18 protein-coding genes and 1 pseudogene are annotated in these 19,690 nt (G+C 72.1%); 7 read left to right on the forward strand and 12 right to left on the reverse strand.

The window, feature by feature from the left end; genetic code table 11:
* From ACLF5H_RS34610 to ACLF5H_RS34625, 4 genes are all read right to left on the reverse strand, one after another.
* Entirely contained in the window at positions 1 to 843 is an 843-nt protein-coding gene (locus ACLF5H_RS34610; RefSeq protein WP_421679964.1) for an SDR family NAD(P)-dependent oxidoreductase, read from the reverse strand.
* Positions 840 to 1,937, reverse strand: coding sequence for a 3-oxoacyl-ACP synthase III family protein (locus ACLF5H_RS34615; protein ID WP_421679965.1), 1,098 nt, complete (start codon positions 1,935 to 1,937; stop codon positions 840 to 842). The genes ACLF5H_RS34610 and ACLF5H_RS34615 overlap by 4 nt, the downstream gene beginning before the upstream one ends.
* The gene (locus ACLF5H_RS34620; protein WP_421679966.1) at positions 1,934 to 3,766 is read right to left on the reverse strand and encodes an acyl-CoA dehydrogenase; all 1,833 of its coding nucleotides are present in this window, start codon (positions 3,764 to 3,766) and stop codon (positions 1,934 to 1,936) included. Before ACLF5H_RS34620 ends, ACLF5H_RS34615 begins: the two co-directional genes overlap by 4 nt.
* A gap of 65 nt (positions 3,767 to 3,831) precedes the next feature.
* Positions 3,832 to 4,689: an acyltransferase domain-containing protein gene (locus ACLF5H_RS34625; protein ID WP_421679967.1), complete on the reverse strand. Its 858-nt coding sequence runs from the start codon at positions 4,687 to 4,689 to the stop codon at positions 3,832 to 3,834.
* A 335-nt stretch (positions 4,690 to 5,024) separates the two neighbouring features.
* On the opposite strand from ACLF5H_RS34625, the gene ACLF5H_RS34630 reads away from it, so the two are divergent.
* The 6 genes from ACLF5H_RS34630 (at position 5,025) to recX (ending at position 11,703) form a co-directional block, all read left to right on the forward strand.
* The gene (locus tag ACLF5H_RS34630; protein ID WP_421679968.1) at positions 5,025 to 6,464 is read left to right on the forward strand and encodes a hypothetical protein; all 1,440 of its coding nucleotides are present in this window, start codon (positions 5,025 to 5,027) and stop codon (positions 6,462 to 6,464) included.
* Between the two features lie 148 nt (positions 6,465 to 6,612).
* Positions 6,613 to 7,728 carry a 4-hydroxy-3-methylbut-2-enyl diphosphate reductase gene (locus tag ACLF5H_RS34635; protein WP_421679969.1) on the forward strand — a complete coding sequence of 372 codons (1,116 nt, stop codon included), beginning with the start codon at positions 6,613 to 6,615 and terminating at the stop codon, positions 7,726 to 7,728.
* Between the two features lie 155 nt (positions 7,729 to 7,883).
* A complete protein-coding gene (locus ACLF5H_RS34640; RefSeq protein ID WP_085566876.1) occupies positions 7,884 to 8,078 on the forward strand; it encodes a DUF3046 domain-containing protein in 195 nt (64 codons plus the stop codon).
* Positions 8,079 to 8,213: 135 nt separating this feature from the next.
* A complete protein-coding gene (locus tag ACLF5H_RS34645) occupies positions 8,214 to 9,488 on the forward strand; it encodes an AI-2E family transporter (RefSeq protein ID WP_421679970.1) in 1,275 nt (424 codons plus the stop codon).
* Positions 9,489 to 9,733: 245 nt separating this feature from the next.
* Positions 9,734 to 10,879, forward strand: a complete 1,146-nt coding sequence (gene recA, locus ACLF5H_RS34650) for a recombinase RecA (RefSeq protein ID WP_421679971.1) — start codon at positions 9,734 to 9,736, stop codon at positions 10,877 to 10,879.
* Between the two features lie 2 nt (positions 10,880 to 10,881).
* Complete coding sequence (recX, locus tag ACLF5H_RS34655) at positions 10,882 to 11,703, forward strand: recombination regulator RecX (RefSeq protein WP_421679972.1); 822 nt, start codon at positions 10,882 to 10,884, stop codon at positions 11,701 to 11,703.
* Positions 11,704 to 12,221: 518 nt separating this feature from the next.
* Here the strand turns inward: recX and ACLF5H_RS34660 are convergent.
* From ACLF5H_RS34660 to ACLF5H_RS34695, 8 genes and pseudogenes are all read right to left on the reverse strand, one after another.
* Complete coding sequence (locus tag ACLF5H_RS34660) at positions 12,222 to 12,635, reverse strand: rhodanese-like domain-containing protein (RefSeq protein WP_421679973.1); 414 nt, start codon at positions 12,633 to 12,635, stop codon at positions 12,222 to 12,224.
* Positions 12,632 to 13,183, reverse strand: coding sequence for a cysteine dioxygenase (locus ACLF5H_RS34665; RefSeq protein ID WP_421679974.1), 552 nt, complete (start codon positions 13,181 to 13,183; stop codon positions 12,632 to 12,634). The genes ACLF5H_RS34660 and ACLF5H_RS34665 overlap by 4 nt, the downstream gene beginning before the upstream one ends.
* Positions 13,184 to 13,246: 63 nt before the next feature.
* Positions 13,247 to 13,489, reverse strand: coding sequence for a putative leader peptide (locus ACLF5H_RS34670; RefSeq protein WP_421679975.1), 243 nt, complete (start codon positions 13,487 to 13,489; stop codon positions 13,247 to 13,249).
* A 26-nt stretch (positions 13,490 to 13,515) separates the two neighbouring features.
* Positions 13,516 to 15,157 (reverse strand): annotated as a pseudogene (locus ACLF5H_RS34675) (FAD-dependent monooxygenase).
* Positions 15,158 to 15,335: 178 nt separating this feature from the next.
* Positions 15,336 to 16,271 (reverse strand): amino acid ABC transporter permease, encoded by a 936-nt coding sequence (locus ACLF5H_RS34680; protein WP_421679976.1) that lies wholly within the window; start codon positions 16,269 to 16,271, stop codon positions 15,336 to 15,338.
* Positions 16,268 to 16,933 (reverse strand): amino acid ABC transporter permease, encoded by a 666-nt coding sequence (locus ACLF5H_RS34685; RefSeq protein ID WP_037663273.1) that lies wholly within the window; start codon positions 16,931 to 16,933, stop codon positions 16,268 to 16,270. Before ACLF5H_RS34685 ends, ACLF5H_RS34680 begins: the two co-directional genes overlap by 4 nt.
* A gap of 79 nt (positions 16,934 to 17,012) precedes the next feature.
* A complete protein-coding gene (locus ACLF5H_RS34690; RefSeq protein ID WP_421679977.1) occupies positions 17,013 to 17,846 on the reverse strand; it encodes a glutamate ABC transporter substrate-binding protein in 834 nt (277 codons plus the stop codon).
* An 81-nt stretch (positions 17,847 to 17,927) separates the two neighbouring features.
* A complete protein-coding gene (locus ACLF5H_RS34695) occupies positions 17,928 to 18,704 on the reverse strand; it encodes an amino acid ABC transporter ATP-binding protein (protein WP_421679978.1) in 777 nt (258 codons plus the stop codon).
* Positions 18,705 to 18,997: 293 nt separating this feature from the next.
* Here ACLF5H_RS34695 and ACLF5H_RS34700 point away from each other — a divergent pair, with 293 nt between their 5' ends.
* The gene (locus ACLF5H_RS34700) at positions 18,998 to 19,684 is read left to right on the forward strand and encodes a response regulator transcription factor (protein ID WP_421679979.1); all 687 of its coding nucleotides are present in this window, start codon (positions 18,998 to 19,000) and stop codon (positions 19,682 to 19,684) included.
* The last annotated feature ends 6 nt before the right edge of the window (positions 19,685 to 19,690 follow it).

Consider the following 19,690-nt stretch of genomic DNA (forward strand, 5'->3'; position numbering starts at 1 on the left):
TCACTTCGCGGCGAAGGGCGAGGGGGGCTTGGGGTGGCCGGCCAGGCCGCCGTCGGCGACGGACAGTCCGCCGTCCACGACGAGCGCGTGCCCGGTGACGATGGAGGAGGCGGGGGCGGCGAGGAACAGCGCGGCGCCGACCACCTCGTCCGCATCGGCCCAACGGCCCATCGGCACATGGCTGGTGAGCCAGTCGGACACCGGGCCGGGCGCGCTGGCGAAGGCGGTCATGTCGGTGCGGGTCCAGCCGGGGCACAGCGCGTTGACGCGGATGCCCTGCCGTGCCCAGCCGACCGCGAGACTCCGCGTGAGCGATATCTGGGCCGCCTTGGTCGCGGCGTACGCCTCCATCATCGGGGCGCCGACGATCCCGGCGGCCGAGGACATCAGGATCAGACTGGCGCGCGCGGACTCGGCCAGGTGCGGGTGCGCCGCCCGGCACAGGGCCGCCGTGGCGTTGAGATTGACGGCGACGACCGCCTCCCAGTCCTCCTGGCGGGCGTGCTGGAGCGGGGCCATCAAGGGGCTGCCGTCCGCCGCGGTCGGCAGGGTGCCCGCGTTGTGGACGACGATGTCCAGGCCGCCCAGCGCCGCGCTCGCCCGGTCGACCAGCGCCTCGGCGACATGTGGCCGGGCGAGGTCACCGTCCAGGGCGACGGCCTTGCGGCCACGTTCCTGTACGGCGCGCACGGTGTCCTCCAGGGCGGGCAGGGTCCGCGCGGTCAGTGCCAGATCGCATCCGGCGTCGGCGAGTGCCTCGGCGACCGCCTTGCCGATGCCCCGGGAGGCGCCGGTCACCAACGCGCGCGCGTCGTCCAGGCGGAACAGGTCCATGACGTTCATCGAGCGGCTCCTTGTGAGGTGGGCCGTCCGGCCGGCCGGTCGGCGGACGGTGCGGATCGCGGGCCGGGCGCGGGGTCCGCGGCGACGGCGGGCGCGCCGCTCCAGGTGAGCAGCGCGCTGCCCCAGGTCATGCCGGCGCCGAAGGCGGCCAGCAGGATCCGGTCGCCGGGTTTCAGCGGCCGGGTGCCGACGGCGCGCGCCAGGGCGTAGGGCGTGCTGGCGGCCCCGATGTTGCCCACCTCGTCCCCGACGACCACCAGGCGGTCGTCGGGGATGCCGAGGTCGGCCCCGATCCGCCGCAGCAGTACGGGGTTTGGCTGGTGGGCGACGACACAGTCCACGTCCGCCAGGGCCAGTCCCGCCCGGTCGAGGGCGTCGGTGATCAGACGGGGGAAGACGTCTGTGATGAACCGGCCGATGGCACGGCCGTCCATGCGGATGAAGTGGTCGCGGCCGGCGAGCGTGGCCGCGCTGGCCGGGCGGCGGCTGCCGCCCGCGGGAATGAGCACCCGGTCGGCGAGCGCGCCGTCGGAGCCCAGGCTGAACTGCCCGAACCCCCCGGGCTCGGCCACCGGCCCGAGTACGGCGGCCGCCGCTCCGTCGGCGAACAGGACGGCGGTGCCCCGGTCGGCCGGATCGAGGAACCGGGAGTACGCCTCGACACCGACGGCGACCGCGTACCGGGTGCCCTCCTCGGCCGTACGCAGCCAGTCGTGGGCCACCTTGGCGGCGAACAGCCAGCCCGAGCAGGCGGCGCTGACGTCGAGCGCGACCGCGCGGCCGGCTCCGGTCAGCGTCTGGATCCGGCAGGCGGTGGCCGGGCCCAGCTCGTCGGGGGTCGAGGTGCCGCAGATCAGCAGGCCGACGTCGGCCATGTCGAGACCGGCGGCCCGGACCGCCGAACGGACCGCGTGCGCCGCCAGGTCGGAGGCGGCCTCGCCCGGGGCGGCGACATGGCGTTCGCGGACGCCGGTGCGTTCGCTGATCCATTCCGGTGTGACACCGGCGCCCGCGGCCACCTCCGCGTTGGTGCGGACCGTGGAGGGCAGATAGGTGCCCATGCCCAGGACACCGATGGGGCGGGTGTACGTCATGTGATGGCTCCTCGGGTCCAGGTGAGCGTGGCCCGCAGCGCGGCGTTGTAGTCGGCCGCCGCCAGCGGGGCGTCCGTCGCCCCGTCGCCGTGCACGAACGCCTCGGTGAGCAGGGGCAGATGCGGGCGCAGTTCGTCGCAGAGGCGGTCGATGACGTCGGTGAGCGCCTGGACGTCCGCGGGCCGCAGGGTCTCGTGCGCGAGCAGCGAGGCGGACCAGCGCCGGGCGGCCATGGCCCCGTGCAGGGTGGCCAGCGCGCTCAGGACGGTGTGCGCGCTCTTGTCGCGGACCTCGCCGAGCACGTGTACGACGTCCTCGGCCATCAAGCCGTCGGCGTACAACTCGCCCAGGAGGCCCGCGTCCTCCAGCAGCGGGTTCCAGGCGTCGAAGGGGGAACCGTGCTTCAGGACACGCAGGCGGTCCGCGAGGTGCGCGGCGAGCCCGGCCCGGTGGGTGCGGGCGATTTCCGGCCACCAGGACGGGGAAGTGGCCAGGGGTCGCGCCGCGCCGGTGGCCGGGGCGGGCGTGTCCGCGCTCTCCTCGACCAGGGAGCGCCCGATGTCGTACAGGATGAGCTGGCTGTCCCCGCCCGCCGCGTCGAAGGCGTGGTGGAAGCCGTGATATCCGGCCAGCCGGTTGACGTCCAGATGACCGGAGAAGCCGCACCTGCGCTGGCATTCCGCGCTGACCTCGGTGGCGAGCCGTACGGAGGCCGCCTTGTAGGCGGCGAGCGGCCGGTTGACGGCCGTCCACGGGGTAAACCCCATCGCGTCGGTGTCGTCGCCGCCCGAGGGCGCGGCGAGGGATTTCGTCCACAGGGCGCGCGCCCCGTGCGCGGCGCAGGTCAGCGCGAAGGCATCGGCCAGCGCGCCGAGCACCGCGCGCTGCTGGGTCCGGTACGACAGCAGCGGGGCGCCCGGCGCCAGTCGGCTCTGGGTACGGCGCTGCCGCGCGTAGTTGACCGCCTGTACGGCGGACTGGCGGGCGGTCGCGGCGGCCACGGCCGGCATGAGCGCCCACAGCCCCTGGCCCACCCGCAGGGTGCGCTGGAGCCGGCGCTCGGTCGATCCGGCCGGGTCGTGGAAGGCGCCGTCCGCGCCGATGACCGCCCCGTCGGCCAGCCAGTGGGCGGCGGGCACCCGCAGCCGCCGGAACCGTACGAGGACGTAGTCCAGGGGCAGCGCGCCCAGGCCGATCGGCGACGACAGCTCGACGCCGGGCAGCGGACCCGTGCGGTCGGTCAGGTCGACCACGAAGCCGAAGACCCCCCGGTCGGTGCCGTCCGTGAACAGGCGGGCGAGCACCACCGCCGTCTGGGGGACGTCCAGCGTGCCCGCGCTGCCGAACTTGGCGGCCTCGGCGTCCGGCGTGTCCAGGACGAACTCCCCGGTCGCCAGGTCGCATGTGGCACGGGTCCGGGTCGCCAGATGGCTGTTCGCCTGGCCTGCCTCGGTGATCAGGTAGACGCCCTTGGCGCGGCCGGCGGTCAGGGCGGCCATGCGCTCCGCCAGATAAGCCGGATCGGGACCGAGTTGGGTCATGGAGCCGAGGCAGAGCGTGTGGTGCACCAGCGCGGCCAGGCACAGCGGCGGATCGGTGACGGCGGCCCAGGCATGGACGGCCGCGAGCCGCGCCGGGTCCTCGAAGATCTTTTCCGGGGCGGGGAGGGCCTGGCCCATCAGGCCGAGGTCGCGGAGCAGTTGGGCGCCGCCGGACGGGCCGGTGCCGGTGCCGGTGCGTGGCCTGGAGAGGCTTTCGGGAGGGCACGGGCCGTGCAGGATCCGGTGCAGTTCGGCGCACGCGGTGACGGGCAGCGTGTCGGTGAGCATGGGTGGGCCTCCGGGGGAAGAGGGGGGTCACCGGGGGAGAGGGTGTTGCTGGAGGAAGGGGGGTGTCACCAGGAGAAGTCGGGATCCGTGAGCGGCGCGTGCACGGGCGGCCCGCCGCACGGGTCCAGCACCCGGCGCGCCGCGGTCGCCAACGCGTCGCCCGTGCCCGCTTCGAGGAGCACGCCCGGGCGGCAGGTGTGCAGTTGGTGCAGCACGGTGGGTACGACGGCGGGTTTGACCAGGCAGTCGGCCAGGCCGAGGCGCAGATCGTCGTCCGGGCGGTAGCAGCGCTGGGCCACGGCGGAGAACACCGGGCAGCGGGCCCTGGACCAGGAACGGGCGCGCAGCAGGGCGGCGAACGCCTCGGCCTGCGGGGCGAGCGCGGGGTGGTGCGAGGAGAACGGCAGCCGCAGCCGGACGGCGGACATGCCCCGTTCCCCGGCCGTCTTCTCCACCCGGATCAGGTCGGCCGAGGGGCCGGATACCACCACCGTGCGGTCGTCGTTGAGCACCGCCACCACGGTGTCCGCGGCGCCGGCCGTCGCGAGCAGCCGGGCGGCGTGGTCCGCCGCGCAGCCGAGCACGGTCAGCCCGCCCGGGCAGAGGGCCAGGACCCGCGTGAGATCGAGGGCCGCGCGTGCCCCGTCCGCCACCGTGAGCACACCGGCGGCGGCGACCGCCGCGATCTCCCCGAAGCTGACGCCGACGACCGCGGCCGGTGGTCCGTAGACGCGGCTCAGGGCGTGGTGGACGGCCAGCGAGGCGCCGTACCCGGCGAGTTGGAGGGTTCCGGCGGGTGCCTCGGCGAGTTCGCGCGTGCTTGGCGGCCGGGAGCCCAGTAAACGTGTCGCGAGAAGGGGCAGATCGTGTTCGGCGGCTATGTCGTCGAGCTGTCCGAAAACCTCGCCCACGGCGTCACGCACGACGTCGGCGGTTCGTACGGCGCGGACCAGAGAAGTGACGGAGAAGTCACCTTGCCCGGGGAACAGATGAACGGGACGCTTCCCTGAGGGCCGGGAAGGAAGTCCGTGGGTGGAACGGGTGGACATCGGGCACTTTCCTTCGATCAAGGGGGCGATGCGCGCGGGACGAGTGGTGGGGGTCCCGCGGGGCTGTGGTCGCCGCGGCTCTTGGCGCGTTCCGAGCCTGCCGGAACCGAACGCGTGAATATGGCTCCGCAAGGGGGCGGATTTGTTGAACCCGAAATGGCGTTGAACGTTCGTACTGACGACCGGTCGCTCGGGACAGGAAGAGCAACGTGCGATCGCCCCGTACTCCGAACCAGGCCCTGCGGATCCTGCTGGCCGAGGCAGACTGGAGCGGCGCCCGGCTCGCCCGCGAGGTCAACGCCCTGGGTGCCGCCCAGGGAACCCCGTATCACTACGACCGCACCACGGTCGCCCACTGGCTGACGGGCAGCCGGCCGCGCCCTCCCGTGCCCCAGCTCGTCGCGCAGGCCCTCTCGCGACGCCTCGACAGGCGGATACGCGCGGAGGACACTGGGCTCCTCGCCCCCGGCCGGCCGAGCCCCGACGGGGAGAGCACGGGCGAAGGAGGCGCCGTGGCACGCCTGGACCGGATACTGCACGGCACCTGCCGATGCGGTCTCGCCCTGGCCGACCCCTACGCCCTGCTGGCGGCGGGCGGACCGTACGACTCCCCGCTCACCGAATCGCGGCCCCCCGCCCCCGCGCCCGGCCCGCCGACCCGTGTCGGCATGAGCCAGGTGGCCTCCGCCCAGGAACTTCTGACCCTCTTCTCACGGACGGACAGCACCTTCGGCTCCGGCTCGGTCCGCGTCCCCCTGCGCCAGTACCTGTCGACCACGCTGCTGCCTTGGCTGAGATGCGACATGAAACCCGCCGTACGACGGGAGTTGTTCACCGTGGCCGCACAGCTCGCCTACCTGTGCGCGTTCGCCCACTTCGACATGAACCACCATGCCGCCGCCCAACGCCTCTACCTGACGAGCATTCAGCTGGCCCAGGAGGCGGGCGATCCGATAGGGCAGGCGCTCGGACTGCGCGGTCTGAGTGTGCAGGCGCACGCCCTGGGGCGGTTCGCGCAGGCCCAGGACCTGGCCGAGGACGCCGTACGCGTCGGCGCCCGGTACACGCCACCGCACCAGCAGGCCTTCCTCTACGGCCAGTTGGCGGTGGCGCGCGCGGCGGCCGGCGGGTCCGGCGCCGTCGGCCTGCTCACCTCGGCCGAACGGTGCCTGGAGAGATCGGCGAGCGGCGCCACCTCCGTCGGCGCCTTCCACCAGGGCTCGCTCGCGCTCCAGCAGGCCGTGGTGGCCAGGAGTTCCGGCGACCTCAGCGGCGCCGTCCGGGCCCTCCAGCTGTCCCGGCGGTACCGGCCCGCCGAGGAGTGGCGGGCCGCGGCGCTGGGGGCCGCCGAACTGGCCGAGACCCAGCTCTCGGCCGGCCACCTCGACCAGGCGTGCCACACCTGGCAGGACTTCCTCGACGTCTACCCGCACATCCGCAGCGCCCGCGCCGACGACCGGCTGCGCGGACTGCACGCCGCGCTCCGGCCGCACTCGGCCCACCCCGCCGCGGCGGCGGTCCTGGCCCGCGCCCGCGTGATGCACTCCCGGGCCGCCCACGACCACCGGCACGGCAACAGCAACAGCAACAGCAATGGCAATAGCAATAGCAATAGCAATGGCAACGACCCGTCTGGGAACGATCGTTGATCCCATAGCACGAGAACCCGCCCGCGTCCCGGCCCGACTGCTCCAGCAGAGTGAAAACGGGATCGGCGGTGGAGGGACGGACGATCTCGCCGGTTGGATGGCAGCGCCGTACCCCGGTCACTCATTCCCTTCGTATGACAGCAGGAAAATGAACCGCAGCGTCCTGTCCGAAGTGTTCCGCGCCACCCTGCGCGTCCCTCCCGGCACCCTCACGGTCGCCACGTCCTTCACCCACCCCGCGCGTGGCCGGGTCGACTGCCCCGCCCACGGCCTGCTCGCGGCACTGACCCGCAACAGCGGGCTCGTGCCGCGGAGCCGGGCCCTGCCCGCCGCGTGTCTGCACGAGCACCTGCCCGACGCGGCGACCACGGTCTTCGCCGTCACCTATGAGAGACCCGAGGGCGGCCATCACGGACTGGCCCTGGCGGCGGACGCGAAGGACGCGGCGGCGCTGGCTTTCGCGGGCCGGCAGATCGACTCCTTCCGGGCCGTGCTGCGCACGCGCCGGCTGCTGTACGTCATGGCGCCGACGGCCATCGCCGACGGCCGGGTGCCCGCGGGCTCCGTGCCCGCGCAGACGGCCGCCGCCCCCTCCTGGGAGTCGTGCGGATGCCCGGCGACCCGCGCGTGCCCCGCGACCCGGAACGCGAACAGCGCGCTGCACCGGTTCACGGACCGGGGGGACGAAGTCGTCGTCGTGGGTTCCCAGGCCGCGGGACCGCCGCCCTGGGAGGCGCGGACCACCGGCGCCGCGCCGGTCGCGGTGCGCTCACGGCAGGAGGCGGAGTCCGTCGCCGTCGGCGATCCGGACCGCCTCGCGTTCGTGGTGACGCCCGGGTCCGTGGTCTCCGAGGTGGCGGCCGTCCTCAAGGTGCTGCGCCGCCGCTACCCCCGGCTGCGCGGCCAGCACCCGTCGGAGTGGTGCTACACCATGGAGGACCTCCACACGGCGGTCGCCGCGGCGCTGAGCCAGTCCGACGCCCTGCTGGTCGCCGGACGCCGCTCGGCCCCCGCCGTCCGTACGGCCGTCTCCCAGGCCGCCGAGGCCAAGCTGCGGGTCCATGACGTCACGACGCCGACGAGCCTGCGCCCGCAGGACATCGACGCGGCGACGATCACCCTCGTGGACGCCACGCCCGACGGCCGCGGGCGGCGGGAGATCGGCCGGATCATGAACGGCCTGGGCCCGGCGAGCCATGTCCGCCGCGAGGTCCGCTCCTCCCCGGAACCGCTCCTGGTGCCCCGCTCGTCCCCGGCACGCTGATCGGCCGTCTGCACCGCCTCCCTCTCGCCCACCCGCCTGGGCGTGCCCGCTCTGGTTCTACGCTGCGTACGTACGCGCGCTTCCTGCCCGACGCGGGCAGGCGGGGTGCGAGAGGCGGAAAACGTGCAGGTCATAGCGGGTATGGAGCGGGATTCATGCGGTTGACGGTCTTCTGGCAGCGGATGGCGGAGCACTTCGGTCCGGGGTACGCCGAGACCTTCGCGCGCGATCACGTGATGTCGGAGCTGGGCGGGCGCACGGTGAACGAGGCGCTGGACGCCGGCTGGGCGGCCAAGGATGTGTGGCGCGTGGTGTGCACGGTCATGGACGTGCCGGGGGAACGGCGCTGAAGACGCCCCGGGTCGACTCGCTCCATGGGGCGAAATGCCCCGTACGCCCGATGTGAAGTCGACGCTACGGCACCGATCGGTCACGAAAGCCGCAGGTGGGCGCCGCTTGTCGGTGGAGTGGGCGAGACTTGGCGCGTGGCACGCACTGACGAGGACACCGAGCAGCTGACCCGGCCCGCGGAACCGACCGGCCCGACGGCGACGACCGACCGGCCACCGGTCGCCGACGCCGTCACGCCGGGCGCCGTCACCCAGGACGGTGTTATGCCGGAGACTCGCACGCCGGACGGCCGCATGCCGCGCTGGCTGCCGCGCGCCATGGTGCTCGCGCTCACGCTGATCGCCGCCTTCCAGCTGGGCAGCTGGGCCTTCCATCAGCTCACCGGGCTGCTGATCAACATCCTGATCGCGTTCTTCCTGGCCCTGGCGGTCGAGCCCGCCGTGAGCCGGATGGCCGCCCGCGGCATGCGCAGGGGGCTCGCCACCTTCCTGGTCTTCTTCCTCCTGACCGTCGCCGCCGCGGGGTTCGTCACCCTGCTCGGGTCGATGCTGGCCGGTCAGATCATCAGGATGATCGAGGGCTTCCCGGACTACCTGGACTCGCTCATCCACTGGATCAACCAGACCTTCCACGCCAACCTCAGACGGGTCGACGTCCAGGAGGGACTGCTGCACTCCGACTGGCTGCGCAAGTACGCGCAGAACAGCGCCGCCGGTGTCCTCGACGTGTCCCAGCAGGTGCTCGGCGGCCTCTTCCAGCTGCTGACCGTGGCGCTGTTCTCGTTCTACTTCGCCGCCGACGGCCCCCGGCTGCGCCGCGCCCTGTGCTCGGTACTGCCGCCCGCGCGCCAGTCCGAGGTGCTGCGCGCCTGGGAGATAGCCGTCGACAAGACGGGCGGCTACCTCTACTCGCGCGGCCTCATGGCGCTCGTCTCCGGCGTCGCGCACTACATCCTGCTGCAAGCCCTGGGCGTGCCGTACGCACCCGTGCTCGGCGTCTGGGTGGGGCTGGTCTCGCAGTTCATCCCGACCATCGGCACCTATCTCGCGGGCGCGCTGCCGATGCTGATCGCGTTCACCGTCGCCCCCTGGTACGCGGTGTGGGTGCTGGTCTTCGTCGTGATCTACCAGCAGTTCGAGAACTACATGCTCCAGCCCAAGCTGACCGCCAAGAGCGTCGACATCCACCCCGCCGTCGCCTTCGGCTCGGTCATCGTGGGCACGGCCCTGCTGGGCGCCGTCGGCGCGCTGATCTCCATCCCCGCCGTGGCCACCCTCCAGGCGTTCCTGGGTGCCTACGTCAAGCGGTACGACGTCACCGACGACCCCCGCGTGAACGGGCATCGGGTGCGGGCGCAGGGCGGCTCCGGCGTGCTCGCGCGACTCAGGGCCGCGCGCGCTCGACGGTAGCGGCTCTCCCGCACTGCGGCTTTGAAGCAGCACCCCGACACGACGGGGTGTCGCTTGACACGAAAATCGAACATCCATTCCCATGAAGGCTCCGGCGGGGCTGTGGACCGGGGGTTTGGTCATGGTTCGGGTAGATATGCACCCCGGTTATCCACAGGCCGGACCGGCGTCGGGGCGCATTGTCAGTGGCAGGCGTTAGCGTCTTTGACGTGAAGCGATCGACTCAAGCAAACCGGGTGGAACCCATGGCAGGAACCGACCGCGAGAAGGCGCTCGACGCCGCACTCGCACAGATTGAACGACAATTCGGCAAGGGCGCGGTCATGCGCATGGGCGAGCGGTCGAGGGAGCCCATCGAGGTCATCCCGACCGGCTCGACCGCCCTCGACGTGGCTCTCGGCGTCGGCGGCCTGCCGCGCGGCCGTGTCGTGGAGATCTACGGACCGGAGTCCTCCGGTAAGACGACCCTGACGCTGCACGCCGTGGCGAACGCGCAGAAGGCCGGCGGCCAGGTCGCGTTCGTGGACGCCGAGCACGCCCTCGACCCCGAGTACGCGCGCAAGCTGGGCGTCGACATCGACAACCTGATCCTGTCGCAGCCGGACAACGGCGAGCAGGCGCTGGAGATCGTGGACATGCTGGTCCGCTCCGGCGCGCTCGACCTGATCGTCATCGACTCCGTCGCCGCGCTCGTGCCGCGCGCGGAGATCGAGGGCGAGATGGGTGACAGCCACGTCGGTCTCCAGGCCCGTCTGATGAGCCAGGCGCTGCGGAAGATCACCAGCGCGCTCAACCAGTCCAAGACCACCGCCATCTTCATCAACCAGCTCCGCGAGAAGATCGGCGTCATGTTCGGCTCCCCGGAGACCACGACCGGTGGCCGGGCGCTGAAGTTCTACGCCTCGGTGCGTATCGACATCCGCCGCATCGAGACCCTGAAGGACGGCACCGAGGCGGTCGGCAACCGCACCCGCTGCAAGGTCGTCAAGAACAAGGTCGCGCCCCCCTTCAAGCAGGCCGAGTTCGACATCCTCTACGGCCAGGGCATCAGCCGCGAGGGCGGTCTGATCGACATGGGCGTGGAGCACGGCTTCGTGCGCAAGGCCGGTGCCTGGTACACGTACGAGGGCGACCAGCTCGGCCAGGGCAAGGAGAACGCGCGCAACTTCCTCAAGGACAACCCCGACCTGGCCAACGAGATCGAGAAGAAGATCAAGGAGAAGCTGGGCGTGGGTGTCCGGCCGGAGGAGCCGTCGGCCGAGCCCGGTGCGGACGCCGCGGGTGCCGCCCCGGCCGAGGACGCCGCCAAGGCGGCCGCCGACACCGCCAAGACGGCCGCCGCCCCGGCCGTCAAGGCCACCAAGCCCAAGGCCGCCGCTGCCAAGAGCTGACCGTGACACGACGAACCGACTGGTCCGAGTACGAGTACGCCACCCCCGGTGCCTCACGGGGGAGGGGCACCGGGGACCACCCGGCGTATGCCCCGGGCGGTGACGACGGGTACGCGGCCGGTGGAGACGACGCATACGGGGGCGGCACCCCGCCGGGCGACGGGAGCGGTGAGCCGTACGGGGGCGACTCGTTCGGTCCCGGCTCCCGGGGCGGCCGGCGGCGGGGGCGTCGACGGCGCGGCTTCGGGGAGCCGTCCGGTGCCGGTGAGGACGAAGGCGCTCCCTCCTCGTCGAGGGCCGAGCGGGGGGAGTCTTCGGGGGACCCGGCTGAGCGGGCACGGGGGATCTGCCTGCGCCTGCTCACTGGGACCCCGCGCACCCGCAAGCAGCTCGCGGACGCCCTGCGCAAGCGGGAGATCCCCGAGGAGGTGGCCGAGGAGGTGCTGTCGCGGTTCGAGGAGGTCGGACTGATCGACGACGGCGCGTTCGCGGACGCCTGGGTGGAGTCCCGGCACCACGGCCGGGGGCTGGCCCGGCGGGCCCTCGCCCGGGAGCTGCGTACCAAGGGGGTCGACTCGACGCTGATCGAGGAGGCCGTCGGACAACTCGACTCCGACCAGGAGGAGGAGACCGCCCGGGAACTCGTCGCCCGCAGGCTGCGGGCCACCCGGGGGCTCGACCGCGACAAGCGCATCCGCCGCCTCGCCGGGATGCTCGCCCGCAAGGGGTATCCCGAGGGGATGTCCCTGCGCGTCGTCCGCCGGGCTCTGGAGGAGGAGGGCGAGGACGCGGACTTTCTCGGGGAGTCCGAGTCCGACTTCTGACGGGGCGTCTGCGGGGGAGCCTCGATGGGGGCGACGCGTGGGACGAGGGGCGCCGGGGCGTTCCGTCGGGCCGACGGACGAGCCGGTGGTGCGAGGGGTGTGACAAGGGCCCGGAGGGCGAGTCGACGGGCTGTCGGGCGGGCTGAGGGACGGCGGGGGCGGGCCGTCGGGCACCCGGCCCGGCTCTGGCCCTGGCTCGGCGAGGTGTGCCGGTGAGATGCCGCGGCGGGACGTGCTGATGGGGGCGCCGACGAGAGGCCGTGGCGGCGGGACGGGCCGGCTGGGACGGCGACGGGGGGATCACCCCCGGTCCAGGACACCGGGTCGCCGCACTGTGCCGACACCCCTGGATCCAGGAGCCTGGAGGCACGCCCCCGGAGCACCGCGCAGACCGATCGGGGCGGTCCGCGCGGCCCTGCCGCCGTCCACCGGAAGAGAACCCGTCCCGCGCCGGGATGACCGGGCGGGCGGCGGTCGCCGTCGCGCCGCTCCCGGGCGTCGTCGTCGCGACCGCGCGGTCAGGTTCCCGCCGGGGTCACCGGCAGGCCGGCCGAGCGCCAGGACTGGAAGCCGCCGACCAGGTCGGTGGCCCGGTGCAGGCCGAGTTGGTGGAGGGAGGCGGCGGCAAGGGAGGAGGCGTAGCCCTCGTTGCAGATCAGCACGACGCGCAGATCGTGGCCGGTGGCCTCGGGGAGGCGGTGGCTGCCCCGGGGGTCCAGGCGCCACTCCAGCTCGTTGCGTTCGACGACGACGGCGCCGGGGATCAGCCCGTCCCGCTCGCGCAGGGCCGCGTACCGGATGTCGACCAGCAGGGCCTCACCGGTGCGCGCCGTGTCGTACGCCTCCCGCGCCTCGACGCGCCGGTAGCCGGTGCGGACCCGCTCCAGCAACTCGTCGATGCCGACCGGGTGTTGGTGCGGGGCGGCGCTCACTGCCAGTCCTCCGGGCGTTCGACCTGCTCCAGGCGCAGCATCTGGCCCGAGCGACTGTAGCGGCGGATGCGGGGGAGCGGTGGGTGGTAGGCGTGGACGGAGATCGCGTGTCGGTCGGGGGACTCGTTGAGGACCTCGTGCACATGGTGGCGGCCGAAGGCGCGGCCCTGTCCCGCGGGCAGGGCGCGCTCGCGGTCCACGCCCTCGGTGAGTTCCAGGGTCCGCCAGCCGTCGGTGGGCAGCCGGGCGGCGAGCGAGTGCTCCTTGAGCTCGCCGGAGGCGGTGAGGAAGGCGCCGACGGACTCGGCGTGGTCGTGCCATCCGGTGCCGGTGCCGGGCGGCCAGCCGATCAGCCAGGCCTCGCTGCCGCCGGGACCCTCCAGCCGTACCCAGGTGCGGCCCTCCGGATCCAGCGGGAGAGAGGCGAGCAGCCCGGCGTCGGCCGCGGTGCGCCGTACGAATGCGAGAAGGTCCGCCTGGGTCGGCGCGGAGCCGGTGGCAGGGGACGCCGTAGGAGACGTCGAAGGGGACGAGAGGGACACGTGCACCGTCCTGAAGAGGGTTCGCGGAACGGGCGCACGACGGCGCCCGGAGAAAAAAGGGATGCGAATTCAGCAGGACGGCCGACACACACAGCCCGCATAGCGGAGGAGGTCCATATGGACCCTCCGCCACAGGCGCACACAGGTGTCGGTCACGACGGGAGTACAGCACGCGGGCGAAAAGGCGGTCAACAGACGGTCACGATGTGGACGGAGGGTGACGGCGCACGGGGGAGTGAGAGGGAGCGTCGGAGGAGCAAGGGGCCGGACGGTGAACGCGCCCCGCGCCCTACCGACCCTTGCCGCCCCCATCAACGCACCCCCGTCAGCGCACCCCGTCAACGCACCCCCGCCTCCACCCCCGCCCCCTCCTCCACCGCTCCCCCCACGGTCGCCTCCGCCGCCGCGTACAGGTCGGCGGGGCGGACGCCGGTCAGGGCGGTGACCAGGTGGCCGTCGGGGCGTACGAGAAGGACGCTGTGGGCCGGAGCGCCCGGGTAGCTCTCGGCGACGAGGAGTTCGGCGGGGTGCGGCAGGGCCGTCACCGCGGCGGCCAGGCGGGGCATCACGCCCGCGGAGACCCAGTGCTTGCGGTCCCAGACGCCGGTGCCGGGGGCGATCAGCAGGACGAGCAGCCTGCCGCGGCCGAGGCGGTCGCGCAGGCGGACGAAGGAGCCGTCCTCCGCCGTGACCCGGACATCGGTCACCGGGGCGCCGGGCGGGGTGTCGACGGGGATCTCGCCCTGGAGGCGGCGGGGCGCGAGCGGGGAGGCGGTGTACGCGCCCGGCGCGCCGAGCGCCCCGCGGCCCAGATGGCCGTCGGTGAGCAGGGCGTCATGGCCGCGGGCCGTGCCCGGGACGATGTGCCGCAGCCCGCCGGCCGCGGGCCGTGCCCGGGACGATGTGCCGCAGCCCGCCCCCGCCGCGCAGCCCCGGCAGCGCCTGATCGGTGGCGCGCAGCCGGGCGGCGACCACCGCGCGCCGCTCCGTCTGGTAGCTGTCGAGCAGCGCCTCGTGCGGCCCGTGGTGCCAGACGGACGCCAGCTTCCAGGAGAGGTTGTCGGCGTCCCGCAGCCCCTCGTCAAGCCCCTGTGTGCCCAGCGCGCCCAGCAGATGCGCCGCGTCACCGGCGAGGAAGACACGGCCGTCGCGCCACCGCCGGGCCAGCCGGTGGTGCACCGTGTGGACGCCGGTGTCGAGCAGGTCGTACGGCGGTGTCGAGCCGTCGGTCCAGCCCGCGAGGGTCTCGCGGATCCGGGCCACCAGCAGTTCGGGCGTGACGAGGTCCTTGCCGGGCGGCAGCAGCCAGTCCAGGCGCCAGGCGCCGTCCGGCAGGGGGCGGGCGGTCACCTCCCCGGCGAAGGGTCCGGACGACCGCCACGGCGGCATCCGGTGCAGCAACGCCTGCCCCTCCCAGGGGAGTTCCGTGCGCAGCGCGGCGACCGCGTGCCGCTCCACCGCCGTACGGCCGGGGAAGCGGATGTCCTGGAGCTTGCGCACGGTCGAGCGGGTGCCGTCGCAGCCCACCAGGTAACTCCCGCGCCAGTAGGTGCCGTTGGGGCCCCGGGTGTGGGCGGTGACGCCGGAGGGCTCCTGCTCGATCGAGTCCAGGCGGCTGTCGGCGGCGAGCTCCACCAGCGGCTGATCGGCGGCGGCCGCCCGCAGCAGGCCCGAGATCACATGCTGGGCGATGTGCACCGGGGCGGGCTCGTCCGGGGCGAAGGCGATCTCGCTCACCACCTGGCGGCGGCGCATCGAGCGCCAGCCGGTCCAGCGCACGCCGTGCTGGTCGAGGGCCGTCCCGGTCAGCCGTGCCAGCAGCGCGGCCGTGTCCTCGCGCAGTACGGCGGTGCGCGCCGGGCGGGGTTCCTCCTTGCCGGGGCCCTCGTCCAGGACGACGGAGGGCACCTCCTGGCGGGCCAGCGCCAGGGCGAGCGTGAGCCCGACGGGCCCCGCTCCGACGATGATCACCGGGTCCACGGCGCGGCGCCCCCTGTCCGCGGCGATGCCTCGACGGCGGTGGGTGAACAGCAAGGTGAGGCCGGGTGCACGATCACAGAACGTATGCAACCCATTGGCAGAGTATGCGTCAAGTGACCATCGGGGGCGGTGGCGTCGCGCCACCGCCCCCGGCCGAATCATGAGACTTGAATGATCGTCACTTCTTGGTGCGGTTGAGGTCGCCGATGCCGGAGGGATGGCCGGCCGGATCCGCGCCGGTCGCCGCCGTGCCCGCGATGTCCGCCACGTCCTGCGCGCCCAGCACCGTGCCGGTCGACTTCTTGCCGCGCCGCAGCCGGCCCTCCAGCCAGTGCGCGAAGGAGGTCAGCGAGAAGTTGATGAGCACGTAGATCACGGCCACGACGGTGAGCGAGGCGATGAAGTTGCCGTAGTAGCCGCTCATCGTGTTGGCCGAGGCCAGCAGTTCGGGGAAGGTGAGGACCGCGCCACCGAGGGCGGTGTCCTTCACGATGACCACCAGCTGGCTGACGATCGCCGGGAGCATCACGGTGACCGACTGCGGCAGCAGCACGAGCCGCATCAGCTGGCCCTTGCGCAGACCGATCGCCAGGGCCGCCTCGGACTGGCCCTTGGGCAGCGAGAGGATGCCCGCGCGGACGATCTCCGCGAGCACCGACGCGTTGTACAGCACCAGCCCGGTGACGACCGCGTAGAACGGCCGGTCGTCCGAACTCACATCGGTGTACTGGGCGAAGAGCGCGAGCCCGAAGATCATCAGGACCAGCACGGGGATCGCGCGGAAGAACTCGACCAGGACCGCGGCGATCACCCGTACCCAGGCGTGGTCCGAGAGCCGCGCGATGCCGAGGACCGCGCCCAGCGGAAGCGCGATGACCATCGCGAGCGCCGCCGCCTCCAGGGTCTTCTGCAGGCCCGGCCAGATGTACGTGGTGTACGCCTCGGAACCGGAGAAGAAGGGCTTCCACAGGGCCCAGTCCAGCTGGCCTTTGTCGCTGAGGGCGCTGTAAACCCACCAGACGAGGGCCGCGAGGACGACCAGGAAGACCGCCGTGTACAGGACGTTGCGCCGCTTGGCGCGGGGTCCCGGAGCGTCGTACAGGACGGAAGTCATCGCTTCACCGCCACCTTCTTGCCCACCCAGCCGAGGATCAGGCCGGTCGGCAGGGTCAGGCAGACGAAGCCGAAGGCGATGACCGCCGAGATCGACATCAGCTGCGCCTCGTTCTCGATCATCTTCTTCATCAGCAGGGCCGCCTCCGCCACGTTGATCGCGGCGGCCACCGTCGTGTTCTTCGTCAGCGCGATCAGTACGTTGGTCAGCGGCCCGACGGTCGCGCGGAAGGCCTGCGGGAGCACGACCAGGCCCAGCACCTGGGAGAAGCTGAGGCCGATGGCCCGTGCGGCCTCCGCCTGGCCGACCGGCACCGTGTTGATGCCGGCCCGGATCGCCTCGCACACGAAGGCCGAGGTGTAGACGATCAGACCGAGCACGGCCAGCCGGAAGTTGATCGCGTCGAAGCCCTTGGCGCCCAGACTGATGCCCAGCGTCTGGTTCAGACCGAGCGAGGAGAACAGAATGATCACCGTGAGCGGGATGTTCCGCACGATGTTCACATAGGCGGTGGCGAAACCGCGCATCAGCGGTACCGGGCCCACCCGCATGGCCGCCAGCAGGGTGCCCCAGACCAGGGAGCCCACGGCCGACAGCAGGGTGAGCTGCACCGTCGTCCAGAAGGCGCCCAGTACGTCGTAATGTCCAAGAAAGTCGAACACGATCTCCCGCGCTTCCGCGTGTAGGGATGCCCACGGTGCGCCGCCTTCGTCAAAGGCGGCGCACCGGCAGGGCGTTGCCTCAGCTCTTGACGTCGCCGATCTTCGGCGCGGGCTCGTTCTTGTAGTCGGCCGGGCCGAAGTTCTTCTTCACGGCCGCGGCCCAGGAGCCGTCGGACACCATCGACTCGAGGGCCTTGTTGATCTTCGCCTTGAGATCGCTGCCCTTCTTGACGCCGATGCCGTAGTTCTCGTTGGTCATCTTGAAGGCGCCGAGCTTGAACTTGCCCTTGAACTGGGCCTGGGCGGCGTAACCGGCGAGGATCGAGTCGTCCGTGGTGAGGGCGTCGATGGCGCCGCTCTGGAGACCGGAGAGACACGCCGAGTAGGTCGGGTACGTGACGAGGTCGGTCTTGAGGTTCAGCTTGGCCTTGAGGTTCTGGGCCGAGGTCGAGCCGGAGACCGAACACAGCTTCTTGCCGTTCAGGTCCTTCGGCGCCTTGATGGCCGTCTCGTCGGCGCGCAGCAGCACGTCCTGGTGGGCCAGCAGGTACGGGCCGGCGAAGTCGACCTTCTGCTCGCGCTCCGGGGTGATCGAGTACGTGGCGGCGATGAACTGGACGTCACCGCGCTGGAGCATGGTCTCGCGGTCGGCGCTCTTCGACTCCTTCCACTCGATCTGGTCCGGGCCGTAGCCGAGCTTCTTGGCGACATAGGTGGCCACGTCGACATCGAAACCCGCGTAGCCCTGCGGCGTTTTCTGGCCGAGACCGGGCTGGTCGAACTTGATGCCGACGGCGATCTTCTTGCCGCCGGAGGAGCCGTTGTCGTCCTTCTTGCCGCCGCCGCACGCGGTGGCGGCGAGGCTGAGGGCGAGGACGGCGGCCGAGGCGGCGGTGACCTTGCGGAGCTGCATGCTGAACATCCTTCGAAGTGGTGCGGGACGAGGCCCGTCGGGAGAAATCGATCAAGGCGCCTGCGACGGCCGCCCGCGGCCTCAGTGGTGCAGGATCTTGGACAGGAAGTCCTTGGCCCGGTCGCTGCGCGGGTTGCTGAAGAACTGCTCGGGCGCGGCCTGTTCGACGATCCGGCCGTCCGCCATGAAGACCACCCGGTTGGCGGCCGACCGTGCGAAGCCCATCTCGTGAGTGACGACGATCATCGTCATGCCCTCGCGCGCCAGCTGCCGCATGACGTCCAGGACTTCATTGATCATCTCGGGGTCGAGGGCCGAGGTCGGCTCGTCGAAGAGCATGACCTTCGGGTTCATCGCCAGCGCCCGGGCGATGGCGACACGCTGCTGCTGGCCGCCGGACAGCTGGGCGGGGTACTTGTCGGCCTGGGTGCCCACGCCGACCCGGTCCAGCAGGGCCCGCGCCTTCTCCTCGGCCTGCTTCTTGTCGGCCTTGCGGACCTTGATCTGGCCCAGCATCACGTTCTCGAGCACGGTCTTGTGCGCGAAGAGGTTGAAGGACTGGAAGACCATCCCGACGTCGGCGCGCAGCCGCGCCAGCTCCCGGCCCTCGTGCGGCAGGGCCTTGCCGTCGATCGTGATGGTGCCCGAGTCGATCGTCTCCAGGCGGTTGATGGTGCGGCACAGGGTCGACTTGCCGGACCCGGAGGGCCCGATGACGACCACGACCTCGCCGCGGTCGATCGTCAGGTCGATGTCCTGGAGCACATGCAACGCGCCGAAGTGCTTGTTGACGCTCTTCAGGACGACCAGTTCGTCGGAAGCGGCCTTGTCCTCCTTGGCCACCGATACTTCGGTCATCGCTTCACGGCTCCGTCCTCCTCGGTTTCGGAGGACAGTAATGAGGGGCTGTGACCTGCGTCATCACATCTGAGGGAGATCTGAGCATCACGATCCGGTAGCCGCCGTACACATGTCGTAGCGGTACCCGCCCGGATGCGTATCGGCCGGATAACGGAAGCGACGGGCAACCGGAACCCTCTTGACGGCGTCCTGCTCCATCGGCGTCACTGCCATGATGCACGCGCGCGGGCACATGATCTGCAAGGCGGATAAACAATGTCCGTACGACCACTGAACCGGAGGGGGCCGGAATGAGACTGCTGCTCGTCGAGGACGACAACCATGTCGCCGCGGCCCTGTCCGCGATCCTGACCAGGCATGGATTCGATGTCACCCATGCGCGCAACGGCGAGGAGGCCCTGCGCGCGCTCGTCCCCGAGAGCGACGGCTTCGGCGTGGTCCTGCTCGACCTGGGCCTGCCCGACCAGGACGGCTACGAGGTCTGCGGCAAGATCCGCAAGCGCACCAGCACCCCGGTGATCATGGTCACCGCGCGCTCCGACGTCCGCTCCCGCATCCACGGGCTCAACCTGGGCGCCGACGACTACGTGGTGAAGCCGTACGACACCGGGGAACTGCTCGCCCGGATCCACGCCGTCAGCCGACGCACCGCCCACGAGGAGTCCGCCCAGACCGGCGAGGACCTGCTGCACCTCGGCCCGATGCGGATCGAACTGCCCAACCGCCAGGTCAGCGTGGACGGCTCCGTCGTCCAGCTCACCCGCAAGGAGTTCGACCTGCTGGCGCTGCTCGCCCAGCGCCCCGGTGTGGTCTTCCGGCGGGAGCAGATCATCAGCGAGGTCTGGCAGACCAGCTGGGAGGGCACCGGACGCACCCTGGAGGTGCATGTCGCCTCCCTGCGCGCCAAGCTGCGCCTGCCCGCGCTCATCGAGACCGTCCGCGGCGTCGGCTACCGGCTCGTCGCCCCGGCCGCCTAGCGGGGA

It is taken from the genome of Streptomyces sp. LaBMicrA B280 (assembly GCF_049222185.1).
GTDB classification, from domain to species: domain Bacteria; phylum Actinomycetota; class Actinomycetes; order Streptomycetales; family Streptomycetaceae; genus Streptomyces; species Streptomyces murinus.